This window comes from Kocuria sp. PD6, assembly GCF_031844145.1.
Taxonomy (GTDB): Bacteria; Actinomycetota; Actinomycetes; order Actinomycetales; family Micrococcaceae; genus Kocuria; species Kocuria marina.
Map to the genome: position 1 here is coordinate 68,662 of NZ_JAUZUS010000004.1, position 19,441 is coordinate 88,102.

The following is a 19,441-nucleotide window of genomic DNA, read 5'->3' on the forward strand; positions in this document are numbered from 1 at the left end:
ACTACAGTGGGAGTGCTCCCGTTCCCGCCGAAAGGTTTTCCGCATGGCCGCCCCGGATCGTCGTACCGCCCCCGGAGCCGCGAGCTCCCGGCCCTGGACTGCATCCGTGATCACCGTGCTGGTGGCGTTGGAGGGTGCGGCATTGCTCGCGGTTGCCGTGGGCCTGGTCGTCTCCCTGTTCTCCGTGCATGTCCTGCCCATCGCGGGGATCATCTTCGCGACCGTGGTGCTCGCCGCGGGTGCGTTGTGGCTCGGCGCGGCGGCCCGCGGGACCTGGCGAGGGTTACGCTGGCCGCGCGCCGCGGTCCTGGTGTCTCAGGCGTTCTTGTTGATCGTCGGACTGTCCTTCCTGCAGCTCACCGTGGGCTTATGGGGGATCGTGGTCGCGGCGATCGCGGTGGTCACCGTCCTGTGCTTGTTCGCACCGCGCACCGTCGCCTGGATGCATCGCACCCACGACGACGTCGCCCGCTGACCTCGCGGGACCTCCCGCGGAGCACGCCGGGACCTCAGGCACCGATGCTCGCGCGAGCCGGCAGTGATGGCGTCCACCGCAACGGCCCCGGGTGACCGGACGGTTGCGGGGCGTGGCCCGCCGAACGGGGCCGAGCGTCGTCGTACCTCTCACCCTGTGACCGCCTGCGCGGGCGCGGGCAGCTGCACCGGTTCCGCGAGGCCGCGGTGCACCCAGACCGCGCGGCCGGGCGGCCCGCCCAGCGCAAGGCCCGTGAGGGACGCGCCGAACACGTCACCGTCGAACACCCGCCGTGGACGCACCAGGAGCGTGTCCGCGTGCTGTCGCCACGCGAGTAGCGGGGGAAAGGTCCCCGCGAGCGCATCCGTGAGGCGCACGCCCACGATCATTCGTGCCCCGGGCTGGGCCGAGGCGGTGGCTGAGCTGTCCGCAGCCTGGTGGGACTCGACCGGGGCTGCATGCGCGGACCACGCGGTGGCCAGTGCCCGGAGGACATCGGAGGTGAGGTGGTCGGCGTCGTCGATCACGATCGTGGCCGGCCGATCAGCTGACCTGGCGGCGTGCAGGAGCTCCTCGGCCTCGGCTGCGGTGCTGGGGGAGCCGGCGAATACGAGATGTCCAGGCCCGCCGCCTCGGGATGCGCGTGCAGCCAACCCGGAACGGGCGGCGTCAAGGAACGTGGATCGCCCCGACCGCGCCGGGCCGGCGACGATCAGGGTCGAACCGGGACCCCACGGGTGAACGGCGCATTGCCCGTCCCGCGTGACACCCAGCACCAAGCCGGCCACGGACCGATCGGGGACATGCCACACGGTGGGCAAGGGGAAGGACGTGGGCCACGGGTTCGCCGGCTGGTGCGTCGGGCCGTCGGTGCGCCGTGCGTCCGGGGAATCCTGGGACGCGGCGGCGAGTGCACCCGCAGGTTCATCGGGCCGTGGCGGAACGAGCCGGGCATCCCGGAGGCCCGTGGGCACGGTGGGTCCGGGCGGGGCACTGTGGGCGACCGCGGGTGCGTCGGGTCCGAGCCACCTGGCGAGCTGGACGACCGCGAGGTGCCCCGAAGAATCCTCCACGCCCCACGGCGTGCAGCGGGCGGCCATCGGGCCCGCGAGGGCGGCTCGCTCGGGATGCGGCGTGAACGGGGGCAGGCGGGGCCACTGCACGAGGGCATCGTTGCTCTGTCCTTGTGGGAAGTACAAGCGGTTGGAGCCGAGGTGGGAAGCGCGTCCCGCAACTAGCGCGCGATCCCCCGCGACCACGCAGGACAGCCCGCCGGACGCACCCGTGGCCATGAGAGACACCAGCTCGTCCTCCAGATGCGCCCACGTGCTCGCACGCAGGACCTGGCAACAGCGATCCCAGTCGTCCACGGCGAGGACGGCGCGTGACGGGGGATCCCTGGGAACGGTGGACGCGTGTTCGAGCCCCTCATGGAGTTGTCGCACCAGGTGGGCCACGTCCCCGGGCTGGTCCGCACGGGCACAGCCGCGGACAGCGGGGTGCAGGGGCCGACCGCCCGCCGTGGTGAGCCCCTCCACGGGCTGGCCCGAGGCGGTGAGGACGTACACCGCCACCCCCGTGTGTGCCTCGTCCGTGGCGGTCGGGATCCGGATGTGGGCGCAGCGCCGCAGCACATCGCGCAGTCCCTTGCGCGTGGCCTCGGGGCGTCCGATCAGCAACAGCGGCCCGTCCTGCCACGGGTGCCACGAGACCCGCCCGCACCAGTGGGCCGCCGGATTCTCCGCGGCACCCAGATCCACCTCGTCACCGTCGGTGCGCACCGCGGGCACGTGGCGGGGCAGGGCCGGTGGGACAGCGGCGTCGGCGGGAACGCGAGACGATGCCATATCAGTGGAGGTGGGCGGCGGATACCCGTGCCAGGCGCGGGAGACGTCGCGCACCGCGGCGGTGACCCCGGCTTCCCGCTCCGAGGACGCGGTGAGGCGGAGGTGCCCGGTTCCCGCGGCGGGCGGGCTCGGAAGGGGTCCGGGATCGAAACGAAGCACCAGGGGCTCGGGCCGCGGTGGGATCATGCGGGTCAGGACCGCCGCCTGCACCTCCACGGGCGGGCCGTCCCCGCGGTCCAGGAACCCGCGGCCCGGGATGCCGGGGGTGATGCGGGCCGCCGCGGCGGTTCCGAGTACGTCCATCGACTCCTGATCACTGCGCACCCGCAGACACAGTGCCTGGGTGATGTTGGCGCGCACGTCCGCGCTCAATGCACCCTGGGGACGCTGGGTCGCGAGCACGAGGTGCACACCGAGGGAACGGCCCACCGCGGCAATCACCGCGAGCTGTTGCCCCGCATCCGGGAAGGCATCCGTGAGCATCCTGGCCTCGTCCACCACGACCACGAGCTCCCGTAGGGGAAGTGCACCGCTCGCGGCGCACAGCAGCTGCGCCATATCATTGAGCCCGAGGGAGCACAGGACCCGCTCGCGGCGCTGCACCTCGGAGCGTAGGAAGGCCAGGGCGCGGCGGACCTCGTCGGGTCCCAGGTCCGTGAGCAGGGTCGTGACGTGCGGTAGCCCCGTCAGTGGGGCCAGGGCCGCCCCGCCCTTGAAGTCGATGAACACGAATTCCAGGCGCTCGGGTGGGAATGCGTGTGCGAGCCCCGTGACGAGGGTGCGCAGCACTTCCGACTTCCCGCATCCCGTGGTGCCCGCGACGAGCAGGTGCGGGTTCTCGTCGTCGAGCCGGACGACCTCCGGCCCCGCGGATGACACGCCGAACACCGCGGCCAGCGCTGCGTTCGACGTCGCGGGCTGGGGACGAGCGGCGGACCCGCCACGGCACGTGCCGACGAGCGAGGTGGAGGTCGGACCGAGGTGCGCGGCCACCAGCTCGTGCGAGCCCACGCGGCGAGGCAGTGGCCCACCGTGAGCGCCTCCCGCGGCTCGTCGCCACGCGCGGATCGCCGCCTCTGCGGTGTCGAAGGTCACGGTGTCCGGCGTGAACGCGAGGTGCGTCCCGCGCCCGGTCTCCGCAAGCCCCGGAACGGCATGGACCACTCGGCTGCTGAGCCGCAGGCCGTCCGGTCCCGCGGTGACGACGGTGTCCCCGGGGGCACCCTCCGGGTCTGCCGTCACGATGATGCGAAGCGTCCCGGGCGTGGCCGGCGCGGTGGCGGCCCACGCCGGTGTCACGACCTCCAGCGCGACGTCCCGGTCCGGTGAAGAGGCCGTGGGATTCTCGCGGGGTGCTGCGAGCAGATCGTGGGCCACGGGCGGGCGCCACGTGATGCCCGGGGACACGCGCAATGCGGCGAGCGCCGCGTGCCCCGTGAACAACTGCACGGCCAGGGCATGGAGAACACCCTCCGCGCGTTCCCGGTCGAGAACCAGGGTCAGGCTGCCGATCCCCGCCAGATCCAGTAACACGGGAGCGTGGGAGTGGAATGCCGCGCGAGGCGCCGTCGCACGGTCACCGACGATGTGCGCGGACCGTGCCGCGTGACCCAGCCGGACCCACCGACGTGTCCGCTCAGCAGGGGCGCCGATCCGTCCGGGCGTTGTCGCGTCATGGGACAGTGCGGTGGCCGGGCGGGGTCCGCCGCCGTCACTCCGGGACGAGCTGCGCACCGCCCGGCCGCGCGCCACGATCTCCGCGGCCGACGGCGCCGCCTTCTCACAGCGGCGCAGGTCCCGTTGGAGTGCCGCGGCCAGGCGACGTCGATGATCGCGCCGCGCGCCGCGCTCGCCGAACCAACCCACCGCGGACGTGACCGCACCAAGGGCACTGAAGACCAGGAAGAACCACCAGTGGGTGACCACCGCGATACCGATCCCGGCCAGGAGGGGGAGCAGACCCGTGATCAGGGCGATCCGGGACTTCCCGACCGCGGGGGAGTCCACACGCAAGGGGTGGGCCGGATCCGTCTCCTGGGCGGTGAATCCTGCCGGGGGCACCGCCGGATCCGGCCAGGCCAGGTCCTCGGTGTGCGCCGGGGGGAACGAGACCCGCAGGGTGCACGCGCGACCGTCCGCCCGCACACGGACCCGGTCGCCGTGCCGCAGTGCTGCGCCTCCCGGGAGCACCCGCAGGCCCACGTCATCCATGATCAGGGTCGGGTGGGCGGGATCTTTTCGTAGCTGCGACGCGGGGAGCAATTGTGGCTCGTGGGGCGTGAGGTCGAGCTGATGCGTTCCGCGGGCCAGCGGGAGGCGCGTTCCCACCCCGACGCCCTCCACGGCCACGAGATACGCGGTCTCCTGTGGATCCGCGAGCGGCTCGACCGGGGACGGGGGACCCGGCGTCGAGGCCTGAGCGGGCCCGGCCGGCACGTCCGCGTCGTCGAGGGTCCGTGCCTCCGGGGTCAGGACCACCGTGGCACCATCCGTCAGGGGCGGGGTGCCCACGCGCGCGGCCGCGAGATCGACGCCCGATACCACGGCGGTGCACGGCGTCCCCAGGAGTCGGGCGAGTTCGGCGCGCAGGTCCGCCCCGCGCGCACCCGATGCGGCGGTGAGGTGCGCGGTGTGGACCACGCCGGAACCGGCCCACGTGATCCGGAGACTCAACTGCATGACAGCACTTCACCCGCCGGTGACCGCCCGCGGCGAGGACACGTCCCGCCGTGTGGATCCGCGCGGCGCGGGGGCGTACAAGGGCTCGCTCGTGCAGTGGGCTCACCGCGGGCCGATCTTCCCACCGAACGCCCATGCACGCGCCGTGGACGCGGTCCGGATTGGGGCGTGAATCATGAGACAGTAAAGGCCATGAGACCCCGCAAGGTTGTCATCGTCAGCCGAATCTTCCTCCCCGAACCGGCGGCCGCGTCCTTCCGTCTGGCCGCCCTGGCCAGGGGCTTCGCCGCCGAGGGGGCCGACGTCACGGTCCTGACCACGAACCCGCCCCGCGCCATGGCTGCGGCCACCGTGGACGAGCCGTACCGCATCGTGCGGGTCCCCGTTCTGCGGGACAGCGAGGATTACGTCCGCGGCGTGGCCCAGTACCTGAGTTTCGACGTCCAGGCCTTCGCCCGCCTCCTCACCATGGACGCGGACATCGTGGTGAGCGAACCACCCCCCACCACGGGACTCGCGGTGTGGCTGTCGAGTGCACTGCGGCGTCGTCCGTACATCTGGTACAACCCGGACGTGTGGACCTCCGCGACCCTGAACATGGACGTCCCCTCGGTGGTGACGCAGCTGATGCGCGTCGCGGAGACCGTGTCCGCCCGGCGCGCCGGCGGTGTGATCACGGTGTCCGAATCGATGGGCGAGGAACTGCGCCGCGTGACCGGGGTCGGGCGGGACAAGATGTTCCTCGCCGAGAACGGGATCGACACCGACACCTTCACCGCGGACGGCCCCGCCGAACCGTGGGACGGACCGTATTTCGTGTACGCGGGGTCCGTGTCCGAATGGCAGGGTATGGACATCTTCATCGAGGCGCTCGCCCGGATCCTGCCGCGCCACCCCGGGGTGACCCTGCACGTCCTGGGGCGCGGGTCGGACCTCACCCGCGTCCAGGAGGTCGCCGCGCGGCTGGCCCCGGACAACGTCGTGTTCCACGGCGTGCAGCCCCCGGCGCGCACCGCGGCGTTCCTGCGGGGTGCCGTGGCCGCCCTCGCCTCCGTCATCCCGCACACCGGGTACGACTTCTCCAAGCCCACCAAGCTCTACGCGGCCGCCGCGTGCGGCACACCGTCCATCTACGCCGGGGTGGGCGCGGGTGCCCGCCTCGTGTCCGAGAACCGGTTGGGAACGCCCGTGGAGTTCACCCCCGAGGCGGTCGCGGACGCCATGGAACGCGCGCTCGACGACGCCCGCTCGGGTGAGCGCGAGGGCGCACGTGAGCGCCGTCGGACGTGGGCCCGCGAGAACGCGTCGCTCGCGGCGTCGGGGCGAGCCGCCGCCGCGTGGGTGCTCAGCGGCTTCACCCCGGGCGCCCGCTGAACGCGGAGCGCGCCTCGCTGTCATCCCGGTGCGGCGGTGCGTGAACCCCGCCGTCCTCCGAGCTGCGGCGCCGTCGCCGTAGCGGCCGAGCGGCGTCGCACCCTGCGCACGACGCCGCCGTGTGACGACGCTCACGAGGCGCGGCGCTGTGCGGGTCACACAGGGCGCACGGGGTGGTGTCCGGTATTTTTAGGCCAGACGATGTCCGTGCATGAATCGCGGAAGATGCTAGGAGAAACACATGAACACTGATCTGGTGGTCGTGGGCTCGGGTCTGTTCGGTTTGACCGTGGCGGAACGAGCGGCGCGAGAAATGGGTCTGAAGGTCACCATGATCGACCGGCGTTCCCACCTGGGCGGCAACGCCTACAGCGAGAACGAGGAGCGGACCGGGATCGAGGTGCACCGCTACGGGGCCCACCTGTTCCACACCTCGAACGAGCGCGTGTGGGAGTACGTGAACCGCTTCACCGCGTTCACGAACTACGTGCACCGGGTGTACACCCGGCACAAGGGGGAGGTGTTCCCCATGCCCATCAACCTGGGCACGATCAACCAGTTCTTCCGCGCGGCGTACTCCCCGGGGGAGGCACGCGATCTGATCCGCGAGCAGGCCGGTGAACTGGCGGGCACGGATCCGCAGAACCTCAACGACAAGGGCATCCAGCTGATCGGACGCCCGCTGTACGAGGCGTTCATCAAGCACTACACCGGCAAGCAGTGGCAGACCGATCCGAAGGACCTGCCCGCGTCCATCATCTCCCGGCTGCCCGTGCGCTACACGTACGACAACCGCTACTTCAACGACACCCACGAGGGCCTGCCCGTGGACGGGTACACCGCGTGGCTTGAGCGCATGGCGGACCATCCGAACATCGACGTGCGCCTGGACACCGACTTCTTCGACGACTCCCAGGAGTTCTCCAAGTCGAACGTGGTGGGCCAGGTCCCCGTGGTCTACACGGGCCCGGTGGACCGGTACTTCGACTACGCCCAGGGCGACCTCTCGTGGCGCACGATCGATCTGGAGGAAGAGGTCCTGGACATCGAGGACTTCCAGGGCACCTCGGTGATGAACTACCCGGACGAGGACGTCCCGTTCACGCGCATTCACGAGTTCCGCCACTTCCACCCGGAGCGTGATTACACCAAGGACGCGACCGTGATCATGCGGGAGTTTTCGCGTTTCGCCGAGAAGGGCGACGAGCCCTACTACCCCGTGAACACGCAGGCGGACCGCGAGAAGCTGCTCGCGTACCGGGATCTGGCCAAGGGGGAGTCGTCGGTATTGTTCGGCGGCCGCTTAGGCACGTACAAGTACCTGGACATGCACATGGCCATCGGCTCGGCATTGTCCATGGTGGACAACAAGATCGCACCGCATTTCACCTCCGGTGCGCCCCTGAGCAGCGGAGGAATGGACGAGTGAGCAGCGAACGCGTGGAACAGGCCAGCCAGCCCGAACCGCAGACCACGGATGACCAGGAGTACCTGGCCAAGATCAACACGGAGCCCAGCACGGCGGAGGACCTGCGGGAGGTGGCCCGGGTCGTGTTCCCCGCGAACAAGGACTTGGACGCCCTGCCGCTGTACATCGACGGTCCCATCAACCGGGACGGCCCGTCCTCGGCCGGCGCCGACACCGCCAACCAGCACCCGGACGACATCCTCTCGCGCCGTTCGGTGCGGATCCGGGCCGGGCGACGCGTCTCGTTCGGCTCCTACTTCAACGCGTTCCCGGCGTCCTACTGGCGCCGCTGGACCGTGGCCGAGTCCGTGGTGCTGCGTGTGCGCACTACGGGTGCCGGATCGCTCATCGTGTACCGCACGAATGCTCGCGGGGTCGCGCAGCGCGTCGAGGACCGCCGGGTCAGCGGGAGCGCCACGTGCGAGTTCGAGCTCACGCTGGCCCCGTTCGGTGACGGCGGCTGGTACTGGTTCGACCTGATCGCGGACGAGGAGGGCATGGTCCTGGACGCGGCGTCCTGGCTCGTGCCGTCCCATGGCCGCCCGGTGGGTCGCGTGACCCTGGGTGTGACGACGTTCAACCGCCCGGACTACTGCGTCAACACGATCAAGACCATTGCCGAGGCGGACGGCCTGGACGAGGTCCTCGACGAGCTGATCATCGTGGACCAGGGTAACAAGCTGGTCCAGGACGAACCCGATTTCTCGCAGGCCGAGAAGGCCATGCGCGGGAAGCTGCGGATGATCCGGCAGGGGAACATGGGAGGTTCCGGTGGTTTCGCCCGGAACATGTACGAGGTCGTGCGCGGCCGGGACACCCCGAACGGCGTGGAGAAGTCCGACTACGTCCTGATCCTGGACGACGACATCCTGCTCGAGTCCGAGGGCGTGCTGCGGGCCACCGCGTTCGCGGACATGTGCCACACCCCGTCCATCGTGGGCGGGCACATGTTCGACATGTACAACAAGCCCCTGCTCAACGCGTACGCGGAGGTCGTGAACCCCTATCGGTTCTTGTGGGGTCCCATCGACGGCCTGGGTGGCGTGGACTTCGCCGAGCGCGGTCTGCGTTCGCGTCCCCAGCTGCACCGGCGCTGGGACGCCGACTACAACGGCTGGTGGATGTGTTTGATCCCGCGCGTGGTCCTCGAGGACATCGGGCTGTCCCTGCCGGTGTTCATCAAGTGGGACGACTCCGAGTACTCGCTGCGAGCCAAGGCCGCCGGCTACCCGACCATCTCCCTGCCGGGTGCGGCCGTGTGGCACGTGTCGTGGGCGGACAAGGACGACGCCGTGGACTGGCAGGCGTACTTCCACGAGCGCAACCGCCTGATCGCGGCTCTGCTGCACTCGCCGTTCGCCAAGGGCGGGCGGATGCTGCGCGAGTCCCTGACCACGGATACCAAGCACGTGGTGTCCATGCAGTACTACCCGGCCAAGTCCGTGTTGCTCGCGATCCAGGACGTCCTGGACGGCCCGGACGGGCTGCACGCCATGCTGCCCACCCGCATGCCCGAGATCCGCGCCATGAAGGACGAGTACTCGGACGCGCGCGTGGTCAAGGACCCGGCCACTCTGCCGCCGGTCCGGCGCAAGAAGCCCCCGCGCACCATGGGGGCTCCCAAGTCCCCGACCAAGGCGCAGCTGATCCCGTGGGCGGTGCGCACCGTGCTCAAGCAGACGCTGCGCCCCGTGCGGGACATGGCCAAGGAGTACCCGGAGGCCAGCGTGGCGCACATGGACAGCCACTGGTCCTACCTGGCGTCCCTGGACTCGGCGATCGTCTCCAACGCGGACGGCACCGGGGCGTCCTGGTACCGCCGGGATCCCGCTCAGGTCCGTGAGCTCATGATGGAGAGCGTCAAGCTCCACGCCGAGTTGCTCTCCCGTTGGGACGCGCTGAGCGAGCAGTACCGCGCCGCCCTCCCGGAGATCACATCGGTGGACGCGTGGGCGCGGACTTTTGCGGAGAACAGCCCCGCGCAGTAATTTGGCCCCTGCACGACGCCGCACGCAGACTTCCGCGTGCGGCGTCGGCGTGTATCCGGTCACGGCGCACAACGGCCCGTGCGAGGAAAGGACGGCAGATGGAAATGCAAGCCCCCGCGACGCAGTTGCGGCCTCCGGGGCAGGACCGCGGTTTGCGGGACGTGTTCGCCAACAGGTTCCTGCTCAAGCTGATCGTGGACAAGGAGATCCAGATCAGGTACCGCGGCACGGTGCTGGGTCTGTTATGGTCCTACCTCAAGCCGGGCGTGCAGTTCCTGGTGTTCTACATCGCCATGGGCGTGTTCCTGGACCTGAACCGGGGGATCGAGAACTTCGCGGTCTACTTGTTCTCCGGGATCGTGGTGATGAACCTGTTCGGTGAGGTCTTCGGCAACGCATCGCGTTCGGTGGTGGCCAACGGCGGTCTGCTCAAGAAGATCTACCTGCCACGGCAGTTGTTCCCGGTGTCCAACCTGCTGGTCGCGTTCATCCACTTCGTCCCGCAATTGGCCATCCTGCTGCTCGCGTGTCTCGTGACCGGGTGGCGCCCGGACCTCAAACAGTTGCTGGCCGTGGTCGTGGGGACGTTGATCATCGCCCTGTTCTCCCTGGCCCTGGGCATGTTGTTCACCACGTTCAACGTGTTCTTCCGGGACGCGGAGAACATCGTGGACCTGATCGTCATGGTCTCCACGTGGGCCTCGCCCGTGCTCTACATGTGGACCATGGTGCGGGAGAAGCTGTGGGACTGGGTGTATTACGTCTACATGGTCAACCCCCTCACGGTGGCCGTGGAACTGTTCCACTACGGGTTCTGGTTCCCCACCACGGATAACCCGCAGATCTGGCACGTCCCGCCCCACCTGATGACGGGCTGGACCCCGTTGGCCATCGTCACCAGCCTGATCCTCTTCGTGATCGCGGACCGGCTCTTCCGGTCCCAAGAGGGCAACTTCGCGCAGGAGCTGTGAATCATGTCTAGTTCAGTCACCCCGCACACCCCCGGGCGCACCGAGGCGGACGTCGCCATCCGGGTCAGGCACATGACCAAGGAGTTCGTGCTGCGCCACACCCGCTCCATGAAGGAGGCCTTCGTGTGGCTCGCGAAGGGCCGCAAGGGGGACCTCACGGCCAAGTTCACGGCACTCAACGACGTCTCGTTCGATGTCTACGACGGTGAGACCGTGGCCCTGCTGGGCTTCAACGGTTCGGGCAAGTCCACGACCCTGAAGATGATCTCCGGGGTCATGAACCCGGACTCGGGGGAGGTGCTCACGCGGGAGCGCGTGGCGGGGCTCATCGAGGTGGGCGCGGGGTTCCACCCGGATCTCACGGGCCGCGACAACGTCTACCTCAACGGCGCCATCCTGGGGATGGACAAGGCGGAGATCGACGCCAAGTTCGACGACATCGTGGCCTTTTCCGAGATCGCCGAGTTCATCGACACCGAGGTCAAGTTCTACAGCTCCGGCATGTACTTGCGCCTCGCGTTCTCCGTGGCCATCCACACCGACCCCGAGGTCTTCCTGGTGGACGAGATCCTCTCCGTGGGGGACGAGCCGTTCCAGAAGAAATGCATCGGTCGGATCAAGGACCTCGTGCGCCGGGGCAAGACCCTCGTGGTGGTCTCCCACGACCTCAACCTCGTGATGGACATCTGCGAACGCGGGATCGTGATGGACCACGGCAACAAGGTCTTCGACGGCAACGTCTACGGCGCCGTCGCCCACATGCGCAACCAGCCCGAGGAGGAGGTGCGCCGCGAGCACGCGGAAGGCCTCGCGCGCGCCCTCGAGGACAAGCGCCGCAAGCGCGAGTGGCAGGCACGCGAGGCCGCCGAGCGCGGCGAGGAGTTCGTGCCCCAGTACGACCCGGACTTGGACGGGCCCCTGGCAGGCTGAGCCCGCTGTGTTGCCCAGCGGCCTACATGACGACGGCGCCGCGAGAGTCCTACTCTCGCGGCGCCGTCGTCATGTAGGCGGGGATGTTCAGTCGCAGCCCACGACCTTGTAGAGGACGCTGCCGCCCTGCCGGTCGACCTCCTCGTAGTGGTCACCCGGAACGTCGTGGACGTTCGTATACGCGGGGAAGTCGTCCCAGTCCGGAGTGTCCGGTATCAGGGCCCGGTCACCGAAGTCGAGGACGTAGTCGATTCCCGACTCGTTCACTGCTGGGCACGTCTCAGCCGACTTGGAGGTATCCCCGAGGTCCCGGGTCACGACGGCCTCGGCCGGGGACAGATGGGTGAAAATGTGGGGCGAGGTCACGTGGCGGTCCGCCACGCTGTAGGCCAGGCTCGCTCCCGTCCAGGGGTTGACGCCGATGAGGGCGTCCTCGGGAACGCTCAGGTCCACGCGTTTCAGCAGCTCGTACTCGTCCGGAGTGAGTCCGAACGAATTCGCGTCAATCCGGAAGGCGTCCCTCAGGTAGACGTCCATATGACGGAACGGCGCCTCCTGGGTGGCGGGGAGCATGAGGACGCACAGCACCACCGCGAGGACGAGTTCACTGGGTGCCCGCCACCGCATGACCCGGTCCGAGGCGATATGCCGGGGGAAGAAGACGTCTGCCACGGAGACGACGAAGATTGCTGTGAGCATCACCCCGGTCATCGGCAGCAGAGCCGCCAGTCGCGAGGAGTCCTCATACCAGGGCCCGACCAGCCAGGTGCGGAACGGGTCGTCCGGCGCTCCTGTGGCGTAGACGTAGAGGACGAGAGTGCTGACGTGCATCAGGGCGACCCACAGGTACTTGCGACGCCAGATTGCCACGATGAGGCCCAGGAGAGAACTAATGGCGAAGACCCAGGGGATCTCGTCGCGGCCGTTAGGAGCGAGTAGGACGGCCTGTCCGACGGCGGTGGTCAGCCCCGTGTCGGAGGGGCGGTTGTAGTCCGTCTGCAGAACCGACCAGATGATGGTGAAGGCCGCAATGGTCAGCAGAATGACGATGGTCCCGAGCATGAGCTTGCGGTAGTACCGGCCAGCCCTGCTGCCACGGACGAGGCAGGGGTGCGTGAAGTTCTCCGCGGCTCGGCGTACCCGCCACCCGCTGCGACACACCACCATCAGAGTGGTGGCCACCAGCAGGGTTGCCAGAGCATTGGGCTGGGCAACCCCCAGCGCGCCAAGCATGGCAAGGATCACGATGATGCGCTGGCCCACGTCTGCCCGCAGACGGTGGGTCACAGCCGTGATGGAAGCCATGACAGCCACGGCGAGGGGAAGCAAGGACAGCGACAGAATGTTCGGTAGCAGGGGGCCGTAGTTCAGCAGCGCGAAGGGGAAAGAGCTGAATGCCGCGGACCCTACGCCCGCTGTGATCAGGGGCAGGGGCCGGAAACCCGTGATCGTTCCCACTGCCGTGACGATCGCGAGGGGCCAGACGACGGCGCACACCACGAGGACGACCGCGTTCGTGACCACGAAGACGTCGTCGTGGGTGGCTTGCATGGCAAGGGCACCGAGGCCGTGCCACAGGGACGGGTAGAACGCGAACGACTTGTCCGGGGCGATCATCGTTCCGAGGTTCAACGATGAGGCGTTGCCCGTCTCGAGAATGAACCGCACGGCATTGAGGTGGAACAGCACGTCGAACCGCTGAGGGAAGGACCCCGCCCCTGGCATCAATTCTCGAAGCCGGGTGCTGATGAGGTACCCACCGATGCCGGCCGACAGGAGCGCGACGAGCAGCCCGTGCCACGGTATGCGGTGCTCCGCGTCTACCGGCTGCCGGTAGACGGCCCGGCAGCGCTCCCGCCACCCGAGCTCCGAGCTGCCCTCGCGTCGTCGTCGCCCGAGCACCATGAGTGCGGCCACCAGCAGCCAGACCAGGAGACACCCCACCAGGACGGTGCCCCGGTTCCAGGGAATGTGTGCGAGACCGAGAGCCATGGCCAGGCCACCGAGCACGGCGGCCGAGCCCAGCGGGGCGAAGAGCAGCGAGCGCGCCCGGGAGAAGCGCAGGGACCTCCACAGTCCGTAACCGGGGAGGAAAAGTGCGGCTGCGACCCAGAGAATGGAGAACAGGCCTATGTTGGGAAGCAAACGACTTTCCTTCGGCAGGGGGAAGCTGGGGAACCTGACGCAGTATATCGCCGGGCTCGGAGGGAGACCCGGGGATGCCCGGCCCGGGACTGGGGGGTGCCGCGCGCTATGGAACAATGGTCGGGTGAGTCGAGCGTGGATTGTGATGCCCGTGTACAACGAGGCCCAGGTGGTGGGGGAGGTCCTGGAGAACCTCCGCCGGACGTTCCCGCACGTGGTGTGCGTGGACGACGGCTCCCGTGACGACTCCGCACGGATCTGCCGCGAGGCCGGCGCCGTGGTGGTCCAGCACCCCATCAACCTCGGTCAGGGTGCCGCCCTGCAGACGGGTTTCGAGTACGCGCTGCAGGACCCCGAGATGGACTGCGTGGTCACGTTCGACTCGGACGGCCAGCACCGGGTGATCGACGCGTACGACATGGTTCAGCGCATCCGCTCCGGTGAGGCCGAGGTGGTCCTGGGCTCCCGGTTCCTGGACGACCGCACGCAGGTCTCACCGCTAAAACGCCTCGTATTGCGCACCGCGGCGTTCGTGTCCAAGTTCACGAGCGGGATGGACCTCTCCGACGCCCACAACGGGTTGCGGGCCATCGACCGGGGGACCCTGGGCAAGATCCACCTCAAGCAGAACCGCATGGCCCACGCCTCCGAGATCGTCAACCAGTTCGCGCAGATCCAGCCCCGGTGGGTCGAGCACCCGGTGGAGATCATCTACACGGAGTATTCCAAGGGCAAGGGCCAGTCTTTGCTCAACGGTGTGAACATCCTGACCGAACTGTTCGTGAAGTAGCGGGAGCCCCCACATGACCATCGTGGTCCAGATCGTCCTCATCCTCGCCGTGGCGTACGGTGCGCTCACGCTCGTGCGCGGCGGGGCCAACGCCAAGCACCAGGCGATCCGCCGGCTCGCGGCCGTCGCGTTCTTCGTCTTCGCGGCCATCTCGATCCTGGTCCCGGACCTCGTCACGAGCGTCGCGCGGTTCCTGGGCATCGGCCGTGGTACGGATCTGGTGCTCTACGCGCTCGTGGTGCTGTTCATGGTCACGCAGTACACCACAGCGCAGCACCGCCGTGCAGAGGAGGTCAAGCTCACCCGCATCGCCCGGCACATCGCCATCTCGGAGACCGAGAAGCCCTGGGAGCCCGACGCCGCCCACGGCGAGCGCCGCTCGGTGCGCGCCTTCCGCCACACCTCGCCGCTGGGTCGGCCGGTGGAGGCGCCATCGTCGGGGTACTCGTCCGGGCACAACGCCGCTGGGCCGGGTTCCGCACAGCAAGAAAATACCGGGCTATAGGCCAGAGGCCCACACCCGGTACATAGTCATTTTACTCCCCGACATCGGGCCCAGCGATGCCGGGCCGAGAGGCATGGTCATACATCCTCAAGCCGAGGCACGCAGTCTTCCTCTCGGTCAAGAAATCGGGCACACCACATCGTTGAGCGACATGGTCTGCGAGCAGGGCCTTGGGCGACCGGGAACCGGCGAGTCCCGCTGTGAGACGATGGTGGAACGCGATGGCCGAGGTCAAGACATCTACCGCTTGCAGCCCGTCAGTGGCACGCGAGTCCAGACGTACAACTGATGCAATTCCGAGTCTACGCAGGCGACGGTTGACGTTGGATTTGAGATCTTCCTCGAGCAGGTCGTGATCAGGGGTGGAATAGTTGTCGGCCAGAACAGTTGTTATTTCTCCCGGTCTGATCGCCCCTATGAGTAACCGTTCGAACAACTTCAGGTAGGCCGTCCACGGATCTGCGAACCGTGCCACCGGGTCGGCAGGATCTCGAGCAGCGACGCAACAGAAGAAACGGAAGTCGCTGTCGGTCAAGACGGTGTCCACGAAGCCCTCGTAAGTATTGAGGGCGCCCTGGGTGAGATCCGTGAGGTGGAACTTGCCGTAGTCATGGGTTCGGTCTCGGTACTTCTGCATGCTGCGCAGAACCCGGGGAGGCCCGGGTGAAGGAGAAGGCCGACAGCGAAGAATCCGTCTCGGGAGATCGAGCCTGTTTCGTCGAGAAAAGCGAGAGAGGGGGTGGGTCTTAGGCAGAAACAGGTGCTTGGCCACTCTTCCCTCCTTCCATCGGTGGCGTCATCGTAAGGCGGCCGGAGCGCACGCTCATTCTCGACTTGCGCCGTTGGCCCCGCACGGAGCTCGTGCTGCAGAGGTCCAGGTCTCTCAGTCACGTCGCGGCGACCAGCTCGGCCGGACTAGCGCGTCCTGCCCCATTGGTCGTGATGCCCATCACACTCGATGCAGTTGCATAGTAGGTCGAAACATGACGCCCATGGCCGGGTTCATCGGTGCACGTCAGCGGGGTTATCCACAGACCGGGTGCCGTGTCGTGTCGATCAGCTGCGATTTCCCCTAGCGTTCCCTGCAGAGTTGACCAGCCGGTAACGGGTTCGGGGGAATCCCAGGGGGAGTCATGGCCGTAGGGGTCGCCGAGGACGCGATCGGGTTGATCGAGGCGGATGTGCGTGAGCAGATCCGGCGCAGCGGGTTGGATCCGTTGCATGAGGTGGAGCCCACCCGTCAGATCGTGGCCGCTGTGGTGGCGGAGTACGACGTGCGTTCGGCGCGTGCGGGGTTGCCGCGGGTGCAGGACCTTGAGGCTGCCCGTAAGACGGTGCTGGACCTGGTGGCCGGGTACGGTCCGTTGCAGCCGTTCCTGGATGATCCCGAGGTCGAGGAGATCTGGATCAACGGCCCGACCGAGATCTACATCGCCCGCGACGGCGAATCCGAGCTGACGAGTCTCGTGCTGAGCGAGTCACACGTGCGCACCCTCGTGGAGCGCATGCTCAAGTCCTCGGGGCGCCGCCTGGATCTGAGTTCCCCGTTCGTGGACGCCTCCCTGCCGGACGGTTCCCGGTTGCACGTGGTGATCCCGGACGTTACCCGGGCGCATTGGGCGGTGAACATCCGCAAGTTCGTGGCACGGGCCCGCCGCCTGGAGGATCTGGTGGGGTTGGGCTCGCTCACCACCCAGGCCGCGCAGTTCCTGCATGCGGCGGTGGATGCCGGGTTGAACATCCTGGTGTCGGGGGCCACCCAGGCCGGGAAGACCACCCTGCTCAACTGCTTGTGCGCGGCGATCGGCCCGCGGGAGAGGGTGATCACGGTCGAGGAGGTCTTCGAGCTGAAGGTGGCGCTGCGCGACGTCGTCGGCATGCAGTGCCGCCAAGCGAACCTCGAGGGCACGGGCGAGATCCCGCTGCGCCGGCTCGTGAAGGAGGCGCTGCGCATGCGCCCGGACCGGTTGGTCGTGGGGGAGGTGCGCGAGGCCGAGAGTCTGGACATGCTCATCGCGCTGAATGCCGGGCTGCCGGGGATGTGCTCGCTGCACGCCAATTCTGCCCGCGATGCCGTGACCAAGATCTGCACCCTGCCGCTGCTCGCGGGCGAGAACATCAGTAGCGCGTTCGTGGTACCCACCGTGGCCTCGTGCTTCGACCTGGTCGTCCATTGCCACCGCGCGCCCTCGGGTCACCGGTACGTCGCCGAGATCCTGGGCATCGGTAACCGGGTGGAGAACGGCGTCATCGAGACGTACCCGATCTTCCGCTTACAGGACGGCGCCCTGCGCGCGGTGGCCTCGGAGCTGCCCTCGGCCCACAAGTTCACGCGCGCGGGTTATTCTCCGGCGTCGCTGATTCACGACGACGCTCCGGCGAGTACCGCGTCCGACGACACCGGCCGCATCGCCACGCCCGCCGACGACGCGTCGCGAACGGGGCGGCGAGACCCATGAGTGCGTTGTTCGGAGTACTGCTGGGAACCGGGGTGTTCCTCGTGTGGTGGTCGTGCTGGACCCGGCCACCTGCCGCGCGGACCAAACACGCGCGGGCAGGCTACCTCCGCACCCTGTTGTTACGGGCGGATCTCCCGGGCCTGTCACCCGCGGCGTTCATCGGGCTGAGCCTGCTCCTCGCCCTGGTGGCGGGGGTGTTGATCCTGGCGCTGACGTCCGCCGCGGTGTTCGGCCTGTGTGTCTTCCTCGTGACACTGTGCCTCCCGCTGTGGCTCGTCAAACGGCGCGCACGACGTCGCACGGCCGTCCTGCGCGAGGTCTGGCCCGACGTCGTGGACCATGTGCGCTCCGCGATCCGCGCGGGGATGGGCCTGCCCGAAGCCCTGATGCAACTGCAGTACCGGGGACCGGAACCCCTGCGGCCCGCGTTCGCCCAGTTCGCGGCCGACTACCGTGCTAGCGGTCAGCTCCACGGGTCGCTGACCATGCTCAAGCAGCGGCTCGCCGATCCCGTGGCGGACAACATCGTGGAGGCGCTGCGCGTGACCCGCGAGGTGGGCGGCACCGATCTGGGGAAGTTGCTGGGCACCCTGTCCGAGTTCCTGCGGGAGAACGAACGAACCCGCAGTGAACTGGAAGCCCGGCAGTCCTGGACCGTGAACGCCGCTCGGCTGTCCGTGGCGGCACCGTGGCTCATCCTTGCGCTCATGGCCACCCAACCCGCAGCGGTCCGCGCCTACAACACGGCCGCCGGCGCCGCCGTGCTCCTGGGTGGGCTCGCGATCTCGGTGCTGGCGTACCAGCTCATGCTGCGCCTGGGCGCCTTACCCACCGAGCGGAGGGTGCTGCGATGAACCTCACCGTGCTGTCCGGGGTGCTCGGACTCGTTCTCTCGCTGGGACTGTGGCTCATCCTTGCGGCGGCCAAGGCCGTGGGAGCGCCCAGCTTCGCGGACCGGATCGCCCCGCAACTGCGCGCCGCGGAGCTCTCCGCCGGACTCGGGGACAACCCCTGGCGCTCACGGCGCTCCCGCGGCCAGTCCCTGACGGGTGCGGCGGGCAACGCCCTCATGCACTGGATCCTTCAGCGCGCAGCGCCCCTGTTCTCCAACGCGGACGTCCTCGCCCGACGACTCGTGCGGGACGGTTCCCGTAAGGATGTCATGGACTACCGCGCCGAACAGGTGCTCTTCGGTGTGGCCGGAGCGGTCGTGGGCAGCGTGATCGGAATGGCCCTGGTGCTGCGGGCGGACGTGAACATCGCGATCCTCGCCGTGGGTGCCGTCCTCGGCGCGGGGACCGGTGTATGGCTGCGTAACTACCTCTTGAGCCGCAGTATCCAGCGCCGGGAGAAGCGCATGCTCGCCGAGTTCCCCGCCGTGGCAGAGCTCATGGCGCTCGCGGTAGGCGCCGGGGAAAGCACCGTGGGCGCGCTCGAACGGGTGTGCCGGGTCGCGGAGGGCGAGTTAGTCGGGGAATTCCGAGCGGTGCTCGCCCAGACGCGCGCCGGGTCCGGATTGACGACGGCGCTGCAGGACTTCTCGGCGCGCACCGACGTCGTGGCGCTGGGCAGGTTCGTGGACGGCATCGTCGTCGCCATCGAACGGGGCACCCCGCTCGCTGACGTGCTGCGAGCCCAAGCTCAGGACGTGCGGGACCACGACAAACGGGTCCTGATGGAGATCGCCGGCAAGAAAGAGATCGCGATGCTCGTCCCGGTCGTGTTCTTCATCCTGCCGTTGAGCGTGATGTTCGCGGTGTTCCCCGGACTCGCGGTCCTGGACCTGGGGTTCTGACGGATCGGCTCCCGA

The 19,441-nt window shown here is 68.5% G+C and carries 15 protein-coding genes; 12 read left to right on the forward strand and 3 right to left on the reverse strand.

Going from position 1 to position 19,441, the window contains the following annotated elements:
* Positions 1 to 43: 43 nt before the first annotated feature.
* A complete protein-coding gene (locus Q9R22_RS04760; RefSeq protein ID WP_311254097.1) occupies positions 44 to 475 on the forward strand; it encodes a hypothetical protein in 432 nt (143 codons plus the stop codon).
* Between the two features lie 149 nt (positions 476 to 624).
* On the opposite strand, the gene Q9R22_RS04765 is transcribed toward Q9R22_RS04760, so the two are convergent.
* The gene (locus tag Q9R22_RS04765; protein WP_311254098.1) at positions 625 to 5,001 is read right to left on the reverse strand and encodes an FtsK/SpoIIIE domain-containing protein; all 4,377 of its coding nucleotides are present in this window, start codon (positions 4,999 to 5,001) and stop codon (positions 625 to 627) included.
* Here Q9R22_RS04765 and Q9R22_RS04770 point away from each other — a divergent pair.
* From Q9R22_RS04770 to Q9R22_RS04795, 6 genes are all read left to right on the forward strand, one after another.
* A complete protein-coding gene (locus Q9R22_RS04770; protein WP_311254099.1) occupies positions 5,000 to 5,173 on the forward strand; it encodes a hypothetical protein in 174 nt (57 codons plus the stop codon). The two genes, Q9R22_RS04765 and Q9R22_RS04770, sit on opposite strands and share 2 nt — an antisense overlap.
* A 20-nt stretch (positions 5,174 to 5,193) precedes the next feature.
* The gene (locus tag Q9R22_RS04775; protein ID WP_311254100.1) at positions 5,194 to 6,375 is read left to right on the forward strand and encodes a glycosyltransferase family 4 protein; all 1,182 of its coding nucleotides are present in this window, start codon (positions 5,194 to 5,196) and stop codon (positions 6,373 to 6,375) included.
* Positions 6,376 to 6,616: 241 nt separating this feature from the next.
* On the forward strand, positions 6,617 to 7,804 hold the full coding sequence (glf, locus tag Q9R22_RS04780; RefSeq protein WP_311254101.1) for a UDP-galactopyranose mutase: 1,188 nt from the start codon (positions 6,617 to 6,619) through the stop codon (positions 7,802 to 7,804).
* A complete protein-coding gene (locus Q9R22_RS04785) occupies positions 7,801 to 9,831 on the forward strand; it encodes a glycosyltransferase (RefSeq protein WP_311254102.1) in 2,031 nt (676 codons plus the stop codon). Before glf ends, Q9R22_RS04785 begins: the two co-directional genes overlap by 4 nt.
* Before the next feature lie 98 nt (positions 9,832 to 9,929).
* Positions 9,930 to 10,802 (forward strand): ABC transporter permease, encoded by an 873-nt coding sequence (locus Q9R22_RS04790; protein WP_085107590.1) that lies wholly within the window; start codon positions 9,930 to 9,932, stop codon positions 10,800 to 10,802.
* Between the two features lie 3 nt (positions 10,803 to 10,805).
* The gene (locus Q9R22_RS04795) at positions 10,806 to 11,732 is read left to right on the forward strand and encodes an ABC transporter ATP-binding protein (protein ID WP_311254103.1); all 927 of its coding nucleotides are present in this window, start codon (positions 10,806 to 10,808) and stop codon (positions 11,730 to 11,732) included.
* 87 nt (positions 11,733 to 11,819) lie between these two features.
* Here Q9R22_RS04795 and Q9R22_RS04800 read toward each other — a convergent pair whose 3' ends face one another.
* Positions 11,820 to 13,877, reverse strand: a complete 2,058-nt coding sequence (locus Q9R22_RS04800) for a DUF6541 family protein (protein ID WP_311254104.1) — start codon at positions 13,875 to 13,877, stop codon at positions 11,820 to 11,822.
* Positions 13,878 to 14,001: 124 nt separating this feature from the next.
* Here Q9R22_RS04800 and Q9R22_RS04805 point away from each other — a divergent pair, with 124 nt between their 5' ends.
* Both Q9R22_RS04805 and Q9R22_RS04810 read left to right on the forward strand, forming a co-directional pair.
* Entirely contained in the window at positions 14,002 to 14,667 is a 666-nt protein-coding gene (locus tag Q9R22_RS04805; protein WP_239318262.1) for a glycosyltransferase family 2 protein, read from the forward strand.
* A gap of 13 nt (positions 14,668 to 14,680) precedes the next feature.
* Positions 14,681 to 15,172 carry a DUF2304 domain-containing protein gene (locus Q9R22_RS04810; RefSeq protein ID WP_131332643.1) on the forward strand — a complete coding sequence of 164 codons (492 nt, stop codon included), beginning with the start codon at positions 14,681 to 14,683 and terminating at the stop codon, positions 15,170 to 15,172.
* A gap of 31 nt (positions 15,173 to 15,203) precedes the next feature.
* On the opposite strand, the gene Q9R22_RS04815 is transcribed toward Q9R22_RS04810, so the two are convergent.
* On the reverse strand, positions 15,204 to 15,809 hold the full coding sequence (locus Q9R22_RS04815; RefSeq protein WP_311254105.1) for a hypothetical protein: 606 nt from the start codon (positions 15,807 to 15,809) through the stop codon (positions 15,204 to 15,206).
* A 496-nt stretch (positions 15,810 to 16,305) separates the two neighbouring features.
* Between Q9R22_RS04815 and Q9R22_RS04820 the strand changes: the two genes are divergently transcribed.
* The 3 genes from Q9R22_RS04820 to Q9R22_RS04830 are packed head-to-tail and all read left to right on the forward strand — an operon-like array spanning position 16,306 to position 19,426.
* Entirely contained in the window at positions 16,306 to 17,631 is a 1,326-nt protein-coding gene (locus Q9R22_RS04820; protein ID WP_311254106.1) for an ATPase, T2SS/T4P/T4SS family, read from the forward strand.
* A complete protein-coding gene (locus Q9R22_RS04825; protein ID WP_131332645.1) occupies positions 17,628 to 18,485 on the forward strand; it encodes a type II secretion system F family protein in 858 nt (285 codons plus the stop codon). The genes Q9R22_RS04820 and Q9R22_RS04825 overlap by 4 nt, the downstream gene beginning before the upstream one ends.
* On the forward strand, positions 18,482 to 19,426 hold the full coding sequence (locus tag Q9R22_RS04830) for a type II secretion system F family protein (protein ID WP_311254107.1): 945 nt from the start codon (positions 18,482 to 18,484) through the stop codon (positions 19,424 to 19,426). The genes Q9R22_RS04825 and Q9R22_RS04830 overlap by 4 nt, the downstream gene beginning before the upstream one ends.
* Positions 19,427 to 19,441: the final 15 nt, after the last annotated feature.